Raw genomic sequence first — 17,728 nt, forward strand, 5'->3', positions numbered from 1 at the left:
CGTTAGCTAACATTTTATAATATTTCTACCTTATAACTTTGTCATCAACAATAATTATAAAAACATTAAAAAGATGAAAAAAGTTTTAAATTTAATAATGGTTTTTACAGTAACAATATTTTTTGTAAGCTGTAATAATAACGATGATGCACCTACAATGGCTAATTTAACTGTTAATTTAGATGGTTTAGAAGAATTAGGTCCAGATTTTGTTTACGAAGGATGGTTAATTGTAAACGGAAATCCTGTAAGTACAGGAACTTTTACAAGTGTATCTTTTCCACAAACATATACAGTGGATATTAATGATTTACAAAATGCTACAAAATTTGTACTTTCTATTGAACCAGCAATAGATACAGATCCAGCACCAGCTGCAACCAAAATTTTAGCTGGAGATTTCTCTGGAAATACAGCTACCGTAAATTCTGACAATATTGTAGTGGATGCAAATGGAACAATTAAAACTTTAGACGCCTCTTGGGGAAAGTATATTTTAGCAACTCCAACAGATACAGATGATACTAATGAAGCAAGTGGAATTTGGTTTTTAGATAATTCAAATGCACCACCAGCAGTTGCAGGTTTAGGTTTACCAACATTAGCTGCAGGTTGGCAATATGAAGGTTGGGTAGTTTTAAATGGTACCCCAATAAGTACAGGAACTTTTACCTCTACTACTGAAGCAGATAGTAACGCAATAACATCACCATTTAAAGGTACAGCTGGAAATGGTCCAGCATTTCCAGGAGAAGATTATTTAATTGGTGCTGCTGCAGGTGTAAATTTTCCTACAGATTTAAAAGGAGCTACAGTTGTAATTTCTGTAGAACCGAATCCAGATAACAGTACAGCACCATTTACTTTAAAGCCTTTGGCACATATAGTTCCTAGCAACGCAAACGTACATTCAGTATTAAATATGGAAGCAGGACCAAAAGCAATATTAACAGGAACTGTAAGAAGATAATTTTTATAAATGAATATTCTTAACCCCTAATAACCCCTAAATTTAAGAGTATTCAAAAAGAAAAAGAGCAATCATTATTTTGATTGCTCTTTTTGGTATAAAAAATGCCTAAAAAAAATAATTTTACTTTTAATAGGCATCCAACTAACCAACCAGTTGTATTATTTTACATTTACTTTTAAGGGAATAATGTATACTTCTCCTTTTTTTACAGCTTTGGTAACTAGCTTTTTATAATTTAATTTTTTCTTTACAAAAGAATTTAATTCATTTAGATTAGATTCTACAGAAAGTACTACAATTTCATTTTTATTGTTTACAGTAAATGAAACTTGAGCAGTTGTAGTTTTGTTCAATTTAACAGGTATATTTTTACCAATTAATAAAGACATTTCTGTTCTTAATTTTTTTGTTTCCTTGTTGTTTTTCGGATCTACATCATTTGCAACTACAGTAAATACTGTTGATAAACTCAATGCAATAACAGTGATAATGGTTTTGAAATTTTTCATAATTATAAGTGTTTTGGGTTAATGTTATATTGAAAAGACGCTACTATTTCAAAAACGTTTCAATACAAAATTGACTTTAATATTTTATTAACAAACAAATGAAGTAAATGTGAAAAATTAACTATTTTATGTTAAAATAGAGTTGTAGGCGAACAAACTAAATTATAAGTATTTTATTATTAGTAAGTTATGTGCAGTTTTTAGAGTGTTGAATCTAATGCGTCAATAATTATTTTACACCCTTCAATTAATTCTTTATCTGAAATTGTAAGTGGAGGAGTTATTCTTATAGCCCGATTTTCAAAAAGAAGAAAGAATAATATCAATCCATTTTCTAAACATTTGTGTACGGTTTGTACAGCCAATTCTGATGTTTCTAAAATTGCAGATAGCATTAAACCTTTACCACGAATTTCTATAATTTTAGGATGCTTTAAATATTTTCTAATAATTTTTTCTTTTCGTAAGGTTTCAGAAATTAAATTAGAAGTCGTAATTTCTTGAACAGTTGCTACTCCTGCAGCTGCAATTACAGGGTTTCCAGCAAAAGTAGAAATGTGCCCCAATTTAGGATTGTTTTTTAACAAACTCATTTTTTCAAAAGAAGAAATAAACGCTCCAATTGGCATTCCACCACCCAAACCTTTTCCAGTAATTACAATATCTGGAATTACATTATAATTTTCAAATCCCCAAAAAGTTCCAGTTCTACCAATTCCAGTTTGAATTTCATCTAAAATTAAAAGGGCACAAACATCATCACACCTTTTTTTAATTTTTGACAAAAAATTATTTTTAGGTTCGATAAATCCAGCACCACCTTGTATGGTTTCTAATATTACAGCTGCAGTTTTTTTGGTTATTTTTTCTAAATCAGCATCATTATTAAATTCAATAAACTTTGTTCCAGGTATTAAAGGTCTAAAAGCTTGGTTTTGTTTTTCTACACCAGAAACACTCATTGCACCCATTGTATTTCCATGGTAGGAGTTTTTTGCGGCAATAATTTCTGATTTATTTGTAATTCTTTTTGCTAATTTTAAAGCTCCTTCTGTAGCTTCAGTTCCAGAATTGGTTAAATAAACACAGTTTAAATTTTTTGGTGAATTAATTGCCAATAATTTACATAAACTAACTTGTGGTTGCTGTACAAACTCACCATAAACCATTACATGCGAATAGGCATCTAACTGTTTTTTTATAGCTTCTGTTACTTTTGCGTGATTGTGACCTAAACTGTTTGCAGAAACACCAGCAACAAAATCTAAATATTTTTTACCTGAAGTATCGTAAATATAACTTCCTTTTGCATGAGAAATTTCTATTGCCAATGGGTGAGGAGAAGTTTGTGCTTGGTATTTTAAAAAATCAGTTTTCATTCTGCTATTCTTTAGAAGAAAGGTTTGTTTTTTTCGATTTTTTCTTAGGCTTTGGTTCTAAAGCTGCTTTTGGCTTAATTACTTCTTTCTTTTTTTCTTTAGGTGTATTTTTATCTTTTATAAAAATATCTTCTTTCTTTTTGGGTTGCTCACTTTCTCGCCAAATAAAACCACTTAATTGTTTTACTTCTTCTGGAAGTTTAGAAGGTGGGTAAGTGGTACCTTCAGAGCGTTTTAAATATTTTATGGTTTCAATTTGTCCTTTGTCTAAAATAAACTCAATATTACTAGAAATTTCTTTTGTAATGGTTTCTAATTCATTTGTTTGTTCATTTCTATTATAGTAAACAGATTCTGCATTTCCTTTTACCAAAAGTAATCGTAGTTTGTTGTCTTTAAATTTACCAAACATGTTTCTTCCTTTAATTTGGTTGAAATCGCTTTTAGATAAAGAATCTTTAGAAACAATAAAGGCGTTGTTTAAAACTTTTAAAGAATCTAATTTTTCGGTTTCAAGGTTGGTTAAAAGATGAATTGTATCTCCAGTAATTTGGTTACTATCAGACCATATTACTGGACTTCTAAACATTCTTGTAAGTCCTGTTTTTTGATCTGTATGAATAGAATCGCATTTTCCTTGTAAATCTGATTTGAAAATTTTTACATTATTAAAAGTTCTTACAATTCTGTTTTCTGGTTTTCCTGTGACTAATATTTTATCACCATGAACAAACATAGAGTCTTTATCAATAATAGAAATTGCCACAGCTTTATCTATGATAAAAAGAGAGTCTTTTAATTCAAAAATTTCAGCATAATTACCTTGTGTAACAAAATTTTGAACAGTATCTATTACCTGAATATTATTTGTAGCAGATGCAAAACCTTTTTTCTTGTCGTAATATAAACTATCACCTTCTACAGTTCTTTCTTTTAAAAATAGTTTGGCATTTTTAACGAAGTAAGAAATATCTGTTTTTGTGTTATAAAAACCTTTTTCCGAATATATTCTATTATCGTTTTGTGTATTTGTAATGGTAGATGGACCATATAAATACGCTAAACCAGAATTTGTATAATAATCTAAATGATTCGATTCTAAATTATGCTCTGGATTTACAACAGTAACTCTGTTGGTTGCTGTAAATTTTTTAGTTTCCAAATAATAATTTCCAACTTTACTTTTTAGGGTATTTGTTTGGTCTTTTATAGTAGCAAAACTTCTATAATATAGTTTTTGGTTTAATCTGTCAAACTGTAAGGTATCTGTAGTTAACGTCATTGTTGGGTCTTTTAAAACTACATTTCCCCAAGAAAGTGCTTGTTTAGAATTTGCATCATAATCTACATAATCACTAGTTTGTGTTATGGTATCACCTTGCTTAATTAAAACGTTATCAATTGCTTTAAAAAAATTTTTATCTTTATAATATAATGCTTGTTTACATGTTAAAACAGCGCCTTCATGAGTCATTTTAACATTTCCAATTAAAAGAACTGCTCCTGGATATTTGTCTTCATCTACTTCTTGAATTTCGGCACCATATTGTAACTTTTTATTTTGTGAAAAAGTTAGAAATGAAAAACTTATAAAAAGTAGTAAAAATATTTTTTTCAAAATTATTTGTTTTGCACAAAAATAAAGAAAAGAATCGCTGTAACTATTAAAGAAAAGTGAAATTAATTTTTAGTAAAGATAATTGTATTTAATTATTGTTTTAATATGTTAGGGTGTAGTAAATTGCTAATAAAATATAATGTTTTATAATCTTCTATCTTTGTATGAATATCTTTGTATGAAGAATTTTTTTTAAACACTGGTGTCTTCGTAGATACTTTTTCAGAAAGCTTTTTAAGATACGGAGGTCAAATTAGTTATCCAGTTTCTAATTACTTTTACACATCTGGAAATGCCGAATTTTATACAATAAAAAACTTTTACAGTAATAACTTTAATTTTGGGGTAAAATATTATTTACCTTATTCAAAGTAATATTGAAAAAAAAGCATCTTTTAGAATTTAAAAGATGCTTTTTTGTTTTTACTATTTTATTGAGGTTATCTGTTTATAGTTTGTTTTCTATCAGGACCAACAGAAACAATAGATACAGGAACTCCTGTTTCTTTTTCAATAAAAGCAACGTAGTCTAATAAATTTTGTGGTAATTGGTCAGCAGAAGTCATTTTTGTTAAATCTTCGCTCCAACCTTTAAATTCAGAATAATTTACAGAAACGTTTTCAGGTTCAATATTGTATGGTAAATGTGAAATTTCTTCACCTTTATAATTGTAAGATGTACATACTTTTAAAGTATCAAAACCAGAAAGTACATCGCCTTTCATCATCATTAATTGGGTAACACCATTTACATCAACTGCATATTTTAATGCAACTAAATCTAACCAACCACATCTTCTTGGTCTACCAGTTGTAGCACCAAATTCGTGACCAACTTTAGCCATAGTAGCTCCATCTTCGTCAAATAATTCAGTAGGAAAAGGTCCAGAACCAACTCTTGTTGTATACGCTTTAAAAATTCCAAAAACTTCACCAATTCTGTTTGGTGCAACTCCTAAGCCTGTACAAGCTCCAGCAGCAGTTGTGTTAGAAGATGTTACAAAAGGATATGTACCAAAGTCGATATCTAATAAAGAGCCTTGTGCACCTTCTGCTAAAATTGTTTTTTTATCTTTTATTGCCTGATTTAAAAACTCTTCACTATCAATAAACTGTAGTGTTTTTAATTTGTCAATTCCTTTTCTAAACTCAGCTTCTAATTCATCTAAGTTATATTCAATTTTTACATCAAAAAACTCTAACATTTTAATATGCTTTTCAGTTAAAGCATCATATTTTTCTTTCCAGTTTTCTAACTCTAAATCTCCAACACGCATACCATTTCTACCAGTTTTATCCATATAAGTAGGGCCAATTCCTTTTAAAGTAGAGCCAATTTTTGCTTTTCCTTTAGAAGTTTCTGAGGCAGCATCTAATAACCTATGTGTTGGTAAAATTAAGTGTGCTTTTCTAGAAATTAATAATTTTGATGTATAGTCGATTTTGTGCTTATCTAAATTTTCTAATTCTTTTTTAAAGATAACAGGATCTATAACTACACCATTTCCAACAACATTTAACGCTGTTTTATGAAAAATTCCTGAAGGAATTGTGTGTAATACATGCTTATGACCGTCGAAAATTAAAGTATGTCCTGCATTCGGGCCACCTTGAAAACGAGCGATAATATCATAGTTTTTTGTTAATACGTCTACAATTTTTCCTTTTCCTTCATCTCCCCATTGTAATCCGAGTAATAAATCTACTGCCATTAGTTGTTTAATTTGTTGATTGTTTGTTTGCAAGAAATCGTTAAACCTCTTTTTTTATTTGTTATTATTTTTTTTTGTTCCGTAGAAATATAGTGAGTGGTTGTGAATATCAATATCAAAAATATCTTCTATGGTTTTTTTGATAATTTGTATTCTTGGGTCACAAAATTCTTTTACTTCACCAGAATCTGTAAAAATTACGTGGTCATGGTTTTTATCGAAATAACTTTTTTCATAACGCGCCATAGATTGTCCATCAAATTGATGTTTTCTTACCAAACCACAATCTAAAAGTAAATCTATAGTATTGTATAAAGTAGCTCTACTAACTCTATAATTTTTATTTTTCATTTTGATATATAATGATTCTATATCAAAATGTTCTTCTGCCGCATAAATTTCTTGAAGAATCGCAAAACGTTCAGGAGTTTTCCTGTGTTTGTTTTCTTCTAAATATGTGGTAAAAACTGTTTTAACTACTTCTTGATTTTCAAGAGAATTACTCATTTTCTTAAAATTTTACGAAACAACAAATTTACAGATATTTCTGAATAAATATATGTTTTTTAAAAATGATATTTACAAACTATTAACACGTTCTATTTTTTTGACACCATCTACCTTTTGAATGCTTTTTATTAGTTTGCTTAATTGTGAGCTATTCTTAACGCTAACACTAATTTTACCATCAAAAACACCTTCATCACCAGTAATATTTATACTGTGAATAAAAACATCATTACTGCTGGAAATAATACCAGTTACATTGTTTACAATTCCTTTATTATCTACACCACTTATGTGTAAAATTACTTTAAAATCTTGCTTTGTGGAGTCAATCCATTTTGCCTGCATAATTCTGTAAGCATAATTAGATTGAAGTGAAATTGCGTTCGGACAATTTTTTTTATGAACTTTTATACCTTCATTAATGGTTAAAAACCCAAAAACTTTATCTCCAGGAATTGGATTACAGCATTTGGACAGTTTATAATCTAATTTTTCTTCTTCTTTACCAAAAACTAAAGCATCGTATTTGTGTGTAACTTCTTCAGTATCTATAATTTCTTTTGAGCTAGTATTGTTTCTTCTTAATTTTGTTTTAAAGAAGTTTAAAAAAGTACTATTTCTTTGAGAAACAAAAGCTTTTAACTGTGTATTATCAATAGCTCCGTTTCCAAATCTAAAAAACAAATCAAAACTGGTTCTTAGCTTAAAGTATACAACTAATTCGTTTACAATTTTATCATTAAAATTAATTTTTAAATGACGCAATTTTCGCATTAAAATTGCTTTTCCTTCTTCTGCAATTTGTTTTTCTTCGTCTTTTAATGCTGCTCTAATTTTTGTTTTTGCTCTTGCTGTAATTACAAAATCTAGCCAACGTGCATTGGGTTTGTTGGTAGAGCTTGTAATAACTTCAATTTGGTCGCCACTTTTTAAAGTATGGCTTAAAGGAACTAATTTTCCGTTAACTTTTGCACCTCTACATTTTAATCCTACATCTGTATGTATTGAAAAAGCAAAGTCTAATGCTGAAGCGTCTTTTGGAAGTGATTTTAAATCACCTTTTGGTGTAAAAACATAAATTTCTTTCGAATATAGGTTTAGTTTAAATTCTTCAACAAAATCTACTGCATTTAAACTTTGATTCTCCAACGATTCTTTTAAGCGATTTAACCATGCTTCTAAACCACTTTCGTTAGAATTGCCCTGTTTGTATTTAAAATGTGCTGCATACCCTTTTTCAGCAATTTCATTCATTCTTTCAGAACGAATTTGCACCTCAACCCATTGCGCATCTGGACCTACTACAGTAATATGCAAAGCTTCATAACCTGTAGATTTTGGTTGCGAAATCCAATCGCGTAAACGAGAAGGATTTGGCTTGAAATAGTCTGTAACTATGGAATAAATTTTCCAAGCATCAAATTTTTCATCTTTTGAAGTAGGAGTGAAGATAATTCTAATTGCGAATTTATCATAAACTTCATCAAACGTAACATTTTGATTTCGCATCTTTCTACGAATAGAATAAATGGATTTGAAACGACCTTTTATATCGTATTTAAATTGCTCTTGATCTAAACCTTGTTTTAATGTATTTGCAAAAGTTTCTAAATATTTTTGTTGTTCTTCTTTACTTTCTTTTATTTTGGTTACAATGTCTTTAAAAACCTCTGGTTCTGTATATTTTAGCCCTAAATCTTCTAATTCGGTTTTTATATTATACAAGCCTAACCTATGTGCTAAAGGTGCATAAATATATAGGGTTTCTGAAGCAATTTTAACCTGTTTATGAGCAGGCATTGCATCCATTGTTTGCATATTGTGTAACCTGTCTGCAATTTTTATTAAAATAACTCTAACATCATCATGTAATGTTAGGAGCATTTTTCTAAAATTTTCTGCTTGTATAGAAGCATCTTGGGCTTTATTTAAACGAGAAATTTTAGTTAATCCATTTACAATTCTGGCAATAGTTTCTCCAAACAATTGCTCCATATCATCAATAGTGTAATCGGTATCTTCTACAACATCGTGTAAAAGTGCAGCAGCAATTGATGTTGCTCCTAAACCAATTTCCATAGCTACAATTTTAGCTACTGCAATTGGGTGAAAAATATAGGGTTCGCCAGTTTTTCTGCGTTGCTTGGAGTGTGCGTCTAAAGCAATATCAAAAGCTTTTCTTATAAGCTCTTTATCTTCTTTTGATAAAACCTCATAAGTACCTTTTAATAAATCTTTATAACGATTTGCAATTTCTTTGTTTTCTTCTTCTATGGTAACATTGTACTCCATAAATTGCTTGTGGTATTGTTAACTAATCTAAAGTGAATTTAGCAATAAGAATTTTAATTCACAAGAAATTGAGTTCTAATTTTCAATAAACAGAAATATAAATGCAGTTATAATTTTTGATTTTAAAAATTGAGTTTTTCTTTTAAAAAAAATAATCTCATGGAAAGAAAAATAGATCAATTATTTTTCTAAATTTTCTATTCTTTTTAACAATGTAGGGTGAGAATAATACACAAATTCATATAATTTGTGAGGAGTTAAATTGCTTAAACTATTTTTTGAAAGTTTTTTTAATGAATTTATTAAAGGTACTGCATCAAATGTTTCTTTGGCAAAATTATCTGCTTGATATTCAAATTTTCGAGAAATAAAGTTCATAATAATTTCTGTAATTTTTGATATAGGCGTGTATAAAATTCCAAATGCAATTAACCCAATATGAAAACTTGGTATTGTAACACCTAAAGCTTCTGATAAAAGAGGTGAATTTATAAAAAGTGATAAAATGAATAAGGTAAATCCTGTAAGTAGGAGAGAAGTGATTAAATTAAAAATGATGTGTTTTTTTTGATAATGCCCAACTTCATGTGCTAAAACTGCTACAATTTCTTGAGTTTCTAAATCGTTTATTAATGTATCAAAAAGTGTGATTCTTTTTTGAGAACCAAAGCCAGAAAAATAAGCATTTGCTTTTGTAGAGCGTTTTGAGCCGTCAATTACAAAAATATTATTTATTTTAAAACCTACTTTTTTTGCATATTTTTCTATTGCAAATTTTAATTCTCCGTCTTCTAGAGGTGTTTGTTTATTGAATAAAGGAACAATTAATTTTGTGTAAAATAGATTTATAAATATTGAAAAAACACCCATTAAAATCCAAACATAAATCCAAAAGTTTTTACCTGTTTGTTCGTAAAACCAAATAATTATTGCTAAAACACTTCCACCAATGATAATGGTTATAAGCCAACCTTTTAACTTATCTAACCAAAACGTTTTTTTTGTAGATTTATTAAAACCAAATTTTTCTTCAATAACAAAGGTTTTGTAGTAAGAGAAAGGTGTTGTTAAAATGTCTGAACCTAACATGATAACACCAAAAAAAATTAGTGCTATAATTATAGAGTTGTTGCTATAACTTCTTGCAAAATCATCTACTAATTTAAAGCCATCTGCGAAAAAAAATACCAACGTTAATACAAACGAAAATAGCGATGTAATATTAGAAAATTGAGCATTTGTTTTTTTATATGCTTGCGATTTTTTGTATTCTTCAGCATCATAAACATCTGCTAATTTTTCAGGAATTTTATCATCAAAATGTTTCTCATTTAAAACATCTAACACTTTATCAATTATAAAATTTATAGTTAAAATGGCTATAAGTATGTAAAAAAGTAATGTTGGAGTCATTTAATTTTTAGTAGATATAATTTCACTATTAGGTGGTGGTAAATATTTGTTATTTAAGCTCTTTACTAGCAAACATTGCAGCACCAATAATACCAGCATTGTTTCTAAATTCAGCAGCTTTTACAGGAACATCTGTAGTTAAATGTTTTTTAAAATCGTCGTATTTTTTACTAATTCCACCACCTAAAACAATTAAACTTGGCGAATAAACAACTCTTATGTATTCTAATAAAATATCAAATCTTTTTGCCCATTCACCCAGTTTTAAATTTTCTTTTTTTCTTACAGAATCTGCTGTGTAGAGTTCAATAATTTCTCCATTGGTATGTAACATTTTACCAATTTCTATATTTGGAATTAATTTTCCTTTATAAAATAGTCCAGAGCCAATTCCTGTTCCAATAGTTATTACAATTACAACTCCTTTTTCTTTCTTTGCAGCTCCTAAACTAACTTCTGCTAAACCTGCTAAATCTGCATCATTACTAACATAAAAAGGAAGTTGACACTCTTTTTTAAAAAGTTTATCAACTTTTACATTTAACCATTTAGGACTTAAATTTCCAGAATGAATGCATTTTCCATCAACAATTGTTGTAGGAAAACTACATCCTACTTCTTTTTTCCACTTAAAATGCTGTATCATTTCTTTTACAACTTTTGCAACAGCCTCTGGAGTGGCTGGTTTTGGTGTTGGAATTCTGTGTCTTTCTGAAAGTAATTCACCTGTTTTTGTATTTACAATTGCTCCTTTGATTCCTGTTCCACCAATGTCTATTCCTAACATTTTCATATCTTAAATTTTAAATTCTCTTTGTCTTTTTGCTTCAAATAAAATTATTGCTGCTGAAACAGAAACGTTCATAGAGTCTATTTCACCTTGCATAGGTATATTAATATTTTGAGTTGCTTTTTCTCGCCAAATATCACTTAAGCCTGTAGCTTCTGTACCAACAACAATTGCAGTAGGTTTTATATAATTTTCCTTATAATATTCGTTTGAATTTTGTAGAGTTGCTGCGTATATAGAAATTTCCTTTTCTTGTAGAAAAGTAATAATTTCTTCGGAAGTTCCTATTGCAATTTGATTGGTAAAAACACAACCAATGCTAGATCTTATAATGTTTGCGTTGTATAAATCGCTTTTAGGATTGGCAATAAAAACAGCATCTAAATTTGCAGCATCTGCAGTTCTTAACAAAGCCCCTATATTTCCTGGTTTTTCTATGCTTTCAGCAATGAGAATAAGTGGGTTTTTTGTTTGAAACTTGATGTTTTGTAAAGAAAAATCTTTTGCTTTTACTACGGCTATAATGCCTTCTGTAGAGCCTCTATAAGCTAGTTTTTGATATACTTCTTTAGAAATAATTATGCTGTTTGTTTTTCCATTAAAAAGATCTAAAACTTCTTTTTTTGTAATAATTTCTTCTACAAAAAGAATGGTTTCAAAATCGTAATTTGCTTTAATTGCTAGAGAAATTTCTCTTTTACCTTCAATTAAAAACAATTTTTTCTTTTTACGTTCTTTTGATTTTTCTTGGAGTTTTTGTAGCTCTTTTATGTAAGAATTATGAATGCTGGTAATTTGTTTCATTATTACAAATATACCTAATTGTAGGGATAGGATAAAAGCAAATTATTACAATATTTGTAAAGTAAATAAAGTTACTTAAGCTTATATGATTTGAAAAAGAAAAATTTGCTATGAGAAAGAATTAGTTGACTTTATTTCTCGTTAACTGTTTTTGAAAGAAAAAGGCTCGCAATTGCGAGCCTTTTTTAGTAGAAGCAAAGATTTTATTTTGCTTTGTATTTGTTAGCATAACGTTTCCAAAGTGTTGTTTGGTGCGTTTCTAAACTAATATCTCTACCTTGAATAAATGCTTTTGTAATGATATTTGTTCTCATATCTAAAGCATCTCCTTCAGATATAAAAAGGGTTGCATCTTTACCTACTTCTAAAGTTCCTGTGAAATCTAGAATTCCTAAAATTTTTGCATTGTTGTGTGTAATTAATTTTAAGGCATCTTCTTTACTTAAACCATGAGCTGCAAAAGTACCTGCATAAAAAGGTAAATTTCTTGAATTCATACGTTCCATTTGACCTTCCATACCTAAACCAACTAAAATACCTTTATCGGTTAACGTTTTTGCAATTGTGTATGTGTAGTCGTATGCATCGTCTTCACTGTTAGGGTTTCTATGTGGTCTGTCTAAAATTACAGGAACATTATTACTCACTAATAATTCAGAAATATTTTCAGCTCCAACTCCATGAACAATTACTAGGTTATTGATACCTAGTTTTTTCATTTCTGTAATTGCATCAGTAATTTCTTTTTCTCCACTTACATGAATAAATAATTTCTGATTACCATCAAACAACTCTTTTGTAGCTTCGAAAGGAAGATTTTTTGGCGTTTTATTACCAGCTAAATAAACTTTAGCATCTGAAAAGTAAGAAATAATTCTATTAACATTTTTTGGATAATTTTTATCTGGTTTTAATGCAGGATCTTCTCCTAACCACCATCTTCCAGAAGTAAAACTACTAGGCCAGTTCATGTGAATTGCTCCATCTTTTTTTATGGCAGCATCTTCCCAGTTCCAAGCATCTAATTGCGTTACAGAAGAAGTTCCAGAAATTGTGCCTCCTCTAGGAGTAATTTGAGCCATTAAAACACCATTAGGTCTCATAGACTCAATTATTTTACTTTCGGCATTATAAGCAATTAAGCTTCTAATATGAGGATTCATAATTCCTATTTCTCTTTGGTCGTCACTCGCTTTTACAGCATCTATTTCAACCAAACCTAAAGTAGCATTTGCTGCTATAAAGCCAGGATAAATATGTTTTCCTTTGGCATTTATTATTGTTCCTTGTCTTGCAATTTTCATCATTGCAGAACCTACAAATGTAATTTTACCTTCGTTAAACATAATTAACGAATTTTCAATTACGGTTCCATTTCCTAAGTGTGCTGTTGCTCCTTCAATTGAAAATGGCGTAGTTTGTTTATTTGCTGGGGTTTGTTGTGCATTTATATTTCCTATTAAATAGAAAAACAGCAAACTATATATTATTTTTTTCATCATTTTTTAGCTTTTAAGTTCTTCTAAAGTATCACAGTGAAAGTTTCTGTCTTTACGCTTCATAGGTGTTTGTGTTTTTCCTCCACCCATTTTTTCTTTTAACATCATATTAATGAGCTTGCTTTTTTCAGCCTTTATTGCAAGTCTTTTTTGATTGTCAATTTCACTATCAAAGTAAACTTTACCATCTACAATTGTTTTTTCTACTTTTGCGTAGATTGACATTGGGTGGTTGTTCCACAATACAACATCTGCATCTTTACCTACTTTAATACTTCCAGCTCTATCATCAATATGTAATAGTTTTGCAGGATTTATGGTTACCATTTTCCAAGCTTCTAATTCTGACATTCCACCATATTTTACTGTTTTTGCAGCTTCTTGATTTAATCTTCTAGACATTTCTCTATCATCTGAATTTATAGCTACTAAAACACCTGCATTATGCATTATTGCTGCATTGTATGGTATTGCATCATTTACTTCGTATTTGTATGCCCACCAATCTGAAAAAGTAGAACCACCAACACCATGTTCTGCCATTTTATCAGCTACTTTATAACCTTCTAAAATATGTGTGAATGTGTTAATTTTAAAGCCCATTTTATCGGCAACTTTCATTAACATATTAATTTCTGATTGTACATAAGAATGGCAAGAAATGAAACGTTCTCCGTTTAAAATTTCCACTAAAGTTTCCATTTCTACATCTTTTCGATACGGATTTCCACTTTTCTTTAAAGCTTCATATTCTTTAGCTCTCGTAAAATAATCTGTAAACATTTGCTCAACACCCATTCTAGATTGTGGAAAACGTGTTCCGTTTGAACTACGAGATTGTTTTACATTTTCACCCAAAGCAAACTTTATAAATTTAGGTGAGTTGTTATAAATCATAGCATCAGCATTTTCACCCCATTTTAGTTTTATAATTGCAGAACGACCACCAATTGGGTTTGCAGAACCATGTAAAATTTGTGCAGATGTTGTACCTCCAGAAAGGTTTCTATAAATATTTATATCTGTTGGGTCTACAACATCTTCAATAGTAACTTCTGCAGAAGAGTTTTGTGCGCCTTCATTAATAGCAGACGCTGCAATGTGTGAATGTTCATCTACAATACCAGCAGTTAAATGTTTTCCAGTTCCATCTATTTCTGTAGCATTTCTTGCTCTTAGGTTTTTTCCTATTTCAGCAATTTTACCATCTTTTAAAAGTACATCTGTATTTTCAAGAATTCCTTCGTTTTCACTCGTCCAAACCGTTACATTTTTAATTAAAATATTTTTCTGTTCTGGTTGTACATAATTTCCAAAACCAATATTTGGATAGCTTACAGGAACAACTTCATAAGTTGTATCTGACTCTTTTTTGTCTTTATTTTTTTCTTTTTTAGGAGACTTTTTAACCATTTTAGCAGCAGAAAAATAAGATTCATTTCCACTGTTATCGTAAGCAGTACCTTGTATTACATTGGCTGCATTCATAATTTTACCAACCAATCGTGTATAATTTCCATCTTCATTTAAATTGATAGCAATCCAATCATCAGAAAAGGAAAATTTCGAATTTATTTTTTTGTCACCCAAAGTAACAGTTCCATTTTGTTTTGCACCTTTACCAGTAATCGTTAAAGTGTAGTTTTTGTTGTTTGCAGATAAGTTATAAGTACCAGTAATGTCTCTAATATCCATATCACTTATAACATTCTTATTTCCTTGAACCCAATTTTCGTAAATAGTAGTTTTACTATCAAAAACATCTCCAGAAGTAATAATGAAATTTGCAAAGCTACCTTCATTTAAGTTTCCTAATTTATTATTTCCAATAATGTTTGCAGGAATTGTAGTTAATGAAGCCAATGCTTTTTCTTTATCAAAACCATACTTAATTGCTTTTTGTAGGTTTTTGTGAAAAGAACCTATTGATTTTAATTTATGAGTTGTAAGAGCAAAATTTACATTATTGTCTGATAACATTTTTAAATTAGCAGGTTCTTGGTTCCATTTTCTCATATCTCCTAAAGAAACTTGATTTGCTAATAATGGATTAGAAACATCGTAGGCATTTCTGAAATTTATAGGAATAATAAAAGTTGCATTTGTTGCTTTAATGTCATTAATTCTTTCAAATTCGTCACCAGAACCTACAATGGTATATTGAATTCCAAATTCATCACCAACTTTATCCGCTCTTAAAGCATCTAAATGGTTTCCTGTTTCAAATATTTGAACTAAATTTTTATTGTTATTTAATGCCTCTAAAGCTAAATCTTTATTTTTCATGTTACCTTTTGCATACCATGCTGCATCATTGTATACTTGACGTAATAAAGCCATTGCACCCATTCTTGAACTTGGGTATGCTTGTCTTGAAGTGGCACTTTTTGAAAAAGATAAATACTGAGCAGATTTTGTATCTAAAATTCTATAACCATCTGAAGAGTTTGAATTTAAAGCAATTAACAATCCGTTTCCACGAATAATACCATCATTCATATGGGTGTTTACTGCTCCAAAACCAGCTTTTAATAGTTCTGTTGCTTTTTTAGAATCGAAAGAAAAATCTTTTAACGGATTTACATCTGGTCTAATATGGTCATTCCAATAATAACCTTCTCGAGAAGCTTCGTATTGTGTTCTTCTAAAATTTCCAGAAGGTCTTTTTGGTTTTGCAATACCAAAATCGGAATAAATATCAATAAATGAAGGATAAATTGTTTTACCGGAAAGATCTACAATTTTAGTTCCATCAGGAATTTTTACAGATTTACCAGCATCTAAAACTTTACCATCTTTAATAAGTAAAGTTCCTTTTTTTATCACTTTTTCTGGAGTGATGTATATGGTAGCATTCTTAAAGGCAACCATTGTGTTTGCTGTGGTTTTTACTCCTGCATCCGTTGGGAAATAGTCTTGCGATTGCATAGAAAATGCCAACATTAACGAGAATAATAAGAGTAATTTTCTCATATAGTTTGAATTAATTTAAGTTTATTAGTTGCTAAATTTAATTAGAAGGGAATTGGAAACTGTTAAAACAAAAGGTTTTAACATAATTTTAAGAAATCTAAATTTCTTCTAAATTTTCGAAATAAGAAATTAACAAATCCACAACATAATTGTAAGATGCTACACCTTTGGTTTGATTGTTAGCTTTTAAATAAGCACTGTAGCCTTTTTTTACAATAGGTTCAAAAGGATTTTTATAAGACTCCCAAAATAAATAACTCTCATTAAAATCTTTTACAACTCCTTTATGTACATTTTTCCATAGTTTTTTTGAAATTTCAGTATCTCTTTTTCTAATTTCTGAGATGCAATATGCAAAAGCCATTCTGTAACTTGCGTACTTAAAATAAGAATCATCATTATAATTTGCAGCTAAAAACCCTATAAAGTTTGCTTCATTTTCTGCTGCATAACCTATTTGATGTGCCATTTCATGGCAAATTGTTGTTGGATATCCAGTTTTAGGAATCAAATCATTTACTTGTGCTTCACCAGTTAACGGATTTAAATACCCAGAAGTACTATTATATGTTTGTAGCAAACTCATTAACGAACTTTTTATAGATGCATGCTTATATGTTAACTCTGGATATTCGTTAGATAAATTATTATAACCCAAAACAGCCATTTGGTACATTTCTTTTTGATGATATGGATTTACAACCTTTACTGTGTCGTTATTTGTAATTTTAAGTTGATAAAAATTTAACTTTTGAATGATGGTTTCAGTTACTTTTTCAAGTTGTTGAGTAGTGTATTTTTGTTGCTGGTAATTTAAATTTTCTGCTAAAGGTTTTCTGTAATAATTCAATCCCCAAAAAAGGTAGAAACAAAAATAAATAATAGATAAAATAGCTGTAAAATGAATAATTTTCGGAATAAAATTTTTGAACTTCAATTTTATCAAACGATATAAAAACCTTAGAAAAATATAAATAAGATAAGCAATAAAAACATCTCCAAAAGAAAAAGGAATCCAACCCAATAAAATTCTTAAAAATGATGATATATATGGGTAAATTCCATTTGAATAATAAGTTTCAATAAATACAGGATTTTTAGCAGCAAATTGTACTAACAAAACCTGAATTGGAAGAAATAAAGTGAAAAAAAGATGTATTTTTTTTATTTTCATTTTTGTAAAAATAGCAATTAGAAATAAAAGTTCACTGGTTATTAACAAGATAATAACAATTTAGTTTACAATAAATGTGTAC

The 17,728-nt window shown here is 29.1% G+C and carries 13 protein-coding genes; 1 reads left to right on the forward strand and 12 read right to left on the reverse strand.

Annotation, left to right across the window (positions count from 1 at the left end; translation table 11 throughout):
* Positions 1 to 73: 73 nt before the first annotated feature.
* On the forward strand, positions 74 to 970 hold the full coding sequence (locus FDT66_RS03910) for an anti-sigma factor (RefSeq protein ID WP_138534853.1): 897 nt from the start codon (positions 74 to 76) through the stop codon (positions 968 to 970).
* A gap of 161 nt (positions 971 to 1,131) precedes the next feature.
* Here the strand turns inward: FDT66_RS03910 and FDT66_RS03915 are convergent, their stop codons facing one another.
* The 12 genes from FDT66_RS03915 to FDT66_RS03970 all read right to left on the reverse strand — a co-directional run bounded on the left by FDT66_RS03915 (position 1,132) and on the right by FDT66_RS03970 (position 17,646).
* Positions 1,132 to 1,482: a hypothetical protein gene (locus tag FDT66_RS03915; protein WP_138534854.1), complete on the reverse strand. Its 351-nt coding sequence runs from the start codon at positions 1,480 to 1,482 to the stop codon at positions 1,132 to 1,134.
* A gap of 200 nt (positions 1,483 to 1,682) precedes the next feature.
* Positions 1,683 to 2,861, reverse strand: a complete 1,179-nt coding sequence (locus FDT66_RS03920) for an aspartate aminotransferase family protein (RefSeq protein ID WP_138534855.1) — start codon at positions 2,859 to 2,861, stop codon at positions 1,683 to 1,685.
* Between the two features lie 4 nt (positions 2,862 to 2,865).
* The gene (locus FDT66_RS03925; protein WP_246034757.1) at positions 2,866 to 4,479 is read right to left on the reverse strand and encodes an OstA-like protein; all 1,614 of its coding nucleotides are present in this window, start codon (positions 4,477 to 4,479) and stop codon (positions 2,866 to 2,868) included.
* 440 nt (positions 4,480 to 4,919) lie between these two features.
* On the reverse strand, positions 4,920 to 6,191 hold the full coding sequence (locus FDT66_RS03930) for an adenylosuccinate synthase (RefSeq protein ID WP_138534856.1): 1,272 nt from the start codon (positions 6,189 to 6,191) through the stop codon (positions 4,920 to 4,922).
* 54 nt (positions 6,192 to 6,245) lie between these two features.
* Positions 6,246 to 6,698, reverse strand: coding sequence for a Fur family transcriptional regulator (locus FDT66_RS03935; protein WP_138534857.1), 453 nt, complete (start codon positions 6,696 to 6,698; stop codon positions 6,246 to 6,248).
* Between the two features lie 72 nt (positions 6,699 to 6,770).
* Entirely contained in the window at positions 6,771 to 8,993 is a 2,223-nt protein-coding gene (locus FDT66_RS03940) for a RelA/SpoT family protein (protein ID WP_138534858.1), read from the reverse strand.
* Positions 8,994 to 9,173: 180 nt separating this feature from the next.
* Positions 9,174 to 10,406 (reverse strand): M48 family metallopeptidase, encoded by a 1,233-nt coding sequence (locus FDT66_RS03945; protein WP_138534859.1) that lies wholly within the window; start codon positions 10,404 to 10,406, stop codon positions 9,174 to 9,176.
* A 49-nt stretch (positions 10,407 to 10,455) separates the two neighbouring features.
* Complete coding sequence (gene ppgK, locus FDT66_RS03950) at positions 10,456 to 11,199, reverse strand: polyphosphate--glucose phosphotransferase (protein ID WP_138534860.1); 744 nt, start codon at positions 11,197 to 11,199, stop codon at positions 10,456 to 10,458.
* A 3-nt stretch (positions 11,200 to 11,202) separates the two neighbouring features.
* The gene (locus FDT66_RS03955; RefSeq protein ID WP_138534861.1) at positions 11,203 to 12,000 is read right to left on the reverse strand and encodes a TrmH family RNA methyltransferase; all 798 of its coding nucleotides are present in this window, start codon (positions 11,998 to 12,000) and stop codon (positions 11,203 to 11,205) included.
* 203 nt (positions 12,001 to 12,203) lie between these two features.
* Positions 12,204 to 13,499, reverse strand: coding sequence for an amidohydrolase family protein (locus FDT66_RS03960; protein WP_138534862.1), 1,296 nt, complete (start codon positions 13,497 to 13,499; stop codon positions 12,204 to 12,206).
* Positions 13,500 to 13,505: 6 nt separating this feature from the next.
* A complete protein-coding gene (locus tag FDT66_RS03965) occupies positions 13,506 to 16,472 on the reverse strand; it encodes an amidohydrolase family protein (protein ID WP_171032310.1) in 2,967 nt (988 codons plus the stop codon).
* 97 nt (positions 16,473 to 16,569) lie between these two features.
* The gene (locus FDT66_RS03970) at positions 16,570 to 17,646 is read right to left on the reverse strand and encodes a DUF3810 domain-containing protein (RefSeq protein WP_138534863.1); all 1,077 of its coding nucleotides are present in this window, start codon (positions 17,644 to 17,646) and stop codon (positions 16,570 to 16,572) included.
* Between the last annotated feature and the right edge of the window lie 82 nt (positions 17,647 to 17,728).

Source organism: Polaribacter aestuariivivens (assembly GCF_005885675.1).
GTDB classification, from domain to species: Bacteria; Bacteroidota; Bacteroidia; order Flavobacteriales; family Flavobacteriaceae; genus Polaribacter; species Polaribacter aestuariivivens.

Coding starts and splice junctions, on each gene's coding strand:
- FDT66_RS03910 (WP_138534853.1), top strand. CDS start 74: ATGAAAAAAGTTTTAAATTTAATAATGGTTTTTACAGTAACAATATTT.
- FDT66_RS03915 (WP_138534854.1), bottom strand. CDS start 1,482: ATGAAAAATTTCAAAACCATTATCACTGTTATTGCATTGAGTTTATCA.
- FDT66_RS03920 (WP_138534855.1), bottom strand. CDS start 2,861: ATGAAAACTGATTTTTTAAAATACCAAGCACAAACTTCTCCTCACCCA.
- FDT66_RS03930 (WP_138534856.1), bottom strand. CDS start 6,191: ATGGCAGTAGATTTATTACTCGGATTACAATGGGGAGATGAAGGAAAA.
- FDT66_RS03935 (WP_138534857.1), bottom strand. CDS start 6,698: ATGAGTAATTCTCTTGAAAATCAAGAAGTAGTTAAAACAGTTTTTACC.
- FDT66_RS03940 (WP_138534858.1), bottom strand. CDS start 8,993: ATGGAGTACAATGTTACCATAGAAGAAGAAAACAAAGAAATTGCAAAT.
- FDT66_RS03945 (WP_138534859.1), bottom strand. CDS start 10,406: ATGACTCCAACATTACTTTTTTACATACTTATAGCCATTTTAACTATA.
- ppgK (WP_138534860.1), bottom strand. CDS start 11,199: ATGAAAATGTTAGGAATAGACATTGGTGGAACAGGAATCAAAGGAGCA.
- FDT66_RS03955 (WP_138534861.1), bottom strand. CDS start 12,000: ATGAAACAAATTACCAGCATTCATAATTCTTACATAAAAGAGCTACAA.
- FDT66_RS03960 (WP_138534862.1), bottom strand. CDS start 13,499: ATGAAAAAAATAATATATAGTTTGCTGTTTTTCTATTTAATAGGAAAT.
- FDT66_RS03965 (WP_171032310.1), bottom strand. CDS start 16,472: ATGAGAAAATTACTCTTATTATTCTCGTTAATGTTGGCATTTTCTATG.
- FDT66_RS03970 (WP_138534863.1), bottom strand. CDS start 17,646: ATGAAAATAAAAAAAATACATCTTTTTTTCACTTTATTTCTTCCAATT.